We start from the raw sequence: 1,493 nt of genomic DNA on the forward strand, positions 1-1,493 counted from the left end.
CTGGGTGAACAGCTCAATCGTGTTGCCGTCCGGATCCTTGTGATAGGTGAAGACGTTGTGCCCGGCGCCGTGGCGGCCCGGTCCCCACTCGAGACGGTAGTTCTCGTGCGCGAGGTGATCGAGCATCGTCTGGAGGTGGTTCAGATCGCGCATTTCGTAGGCGATGTGATGCATCCCCTGGAACGACTTCGAGGCCATGAAATTCGCGGCGTGATGGTCGGAGTTACAGCGCAGGAAGACGAAGAAGTCTCCGATCGTGTCCGACCACCGGAACCCGAGAAGGTCTTGGTAAAAGTTCTGCAGTGCAGGCAATTCCGGCGTAAACGACGCGATATGACCCAGCTTGGTCGGACGCAGGATGCTGTCATCGGGCTTGACGCCGCTCCGGGTCTGCTCATCGAAGAGGTGGAGCTGCGTTCCCGTCAGCGGCTCGTCGATGACGAGGATGTCGGGAGTCGACGGCGCGATGTCGCTGCGACGTTCGACCGTGTAGCCGGCGTCGCGGATCCGCCGTTCGGCGTCCGCGAGGTCCTCGGCGATTTCGTAACCCACCACGGTCCGGGCTCGCTGGTCCTTGCCTGCGCGGAGCACGACCGAATGGTGGTCGAACGAGGACGTGAGATACACCGCCTCCGGTGAGGATTCGACCGCGACGAAGTCGAGGGCGCGGGTGTAGTACTCGGTGAGTCGGTCGAGGTCTGGGGTGATGAACTCGACGTAGCCGAGCTTCGAGACATTGACCGGGGAGTTGTTTGTGGTCGTCATTTCGACCGTCCTTCCGAATTTTGCACGACGATGGGCGCTGCGCAGAACCGTAGCGGCGCACTGTGGTGTGCGTCATGGGGGTGTTCCACTCATTAGAACGCTTCTCGAAAATCAGAATCGGAGACCTGGGCGGCGGGCAATGAGACGGCAGACAGTGGAAGTGGCCGTTTGCACGGCGAGGCCGACGCGCTTGACGTCGACGTCCTTGAGCCAGCCTGCCGCCGACATCGCGGCGATCGGTTCACCGGCCGTCGTACGAATTGCCGTGGCAGCGCAGGCGACGCCGGGCGCACTCTCCTCGTGCTCATAGGCGATACCCCTGGCCCTGATGCGCGCGAGTTCGCGGCGCAGACGCACCGGATCCGTGATGGTTTTCGGACCCACCGAGAAAAGGCCGGCGGCAATCACGTCCTCGACCACGGACTCGTCCGACCATGCGAGCAGCACTTTGCCAACAGCGGTCGCGTACGCGGGCATTCTGCCGCCGACCCGGCTCGGCAGCGGGGGCATTCCCCGCGCCGGCAGGATTTCGATGTACACCACCTCTCGTCGCTCGAGCACCGCGAGATGGACCGTGAGATTGACGGCGGAACGCAAATCGGCCATCGAGGCGATCGCAATTTTTCGAAGATCTCGTGGGCGCGCGGCCGTCTCGCCGAGCTCGAAGAGCCGCAATCCCAGTCTCACTCCCGACGGAGTGCGCTCGAGGAATCGATGGTTGACGAGTC

At 63.1% G+C, this 1,493-nt stretch carries 2 protein-coding genes; both read right to left on the reverse strand.

Annotated elements, in window-relative coordinates:
* A partial coding sequence (locus tag CA951_RS42035; RefSeq protein ID WP_087562465.1) for a VOC family protein occupies nucleotides 1–765 on the reverse strand: 765 nt, incomplete at its 3' end.
* A gap of 111 nt (nucleotides 766–876) precedes the next feature.
* Nucleotides 877–1,493, reverse strand: a 617-nt coding sequence (locus CA951_RS42040; protein WP_087562466.1) for an IclR family transcriptional regulator, incomplete at its 5' end; no start/stop codon positions are given.

The sequence above is a fragment of the Rhodococcus sp. NCIMB 12038 genome, assembly GCF_002165735.1.
Lineage (GTDB): Bacteria > Actinomycetota > Actinomycetes > Mycobacteriales > Mycobacteriaceae > Rhodococcus_F.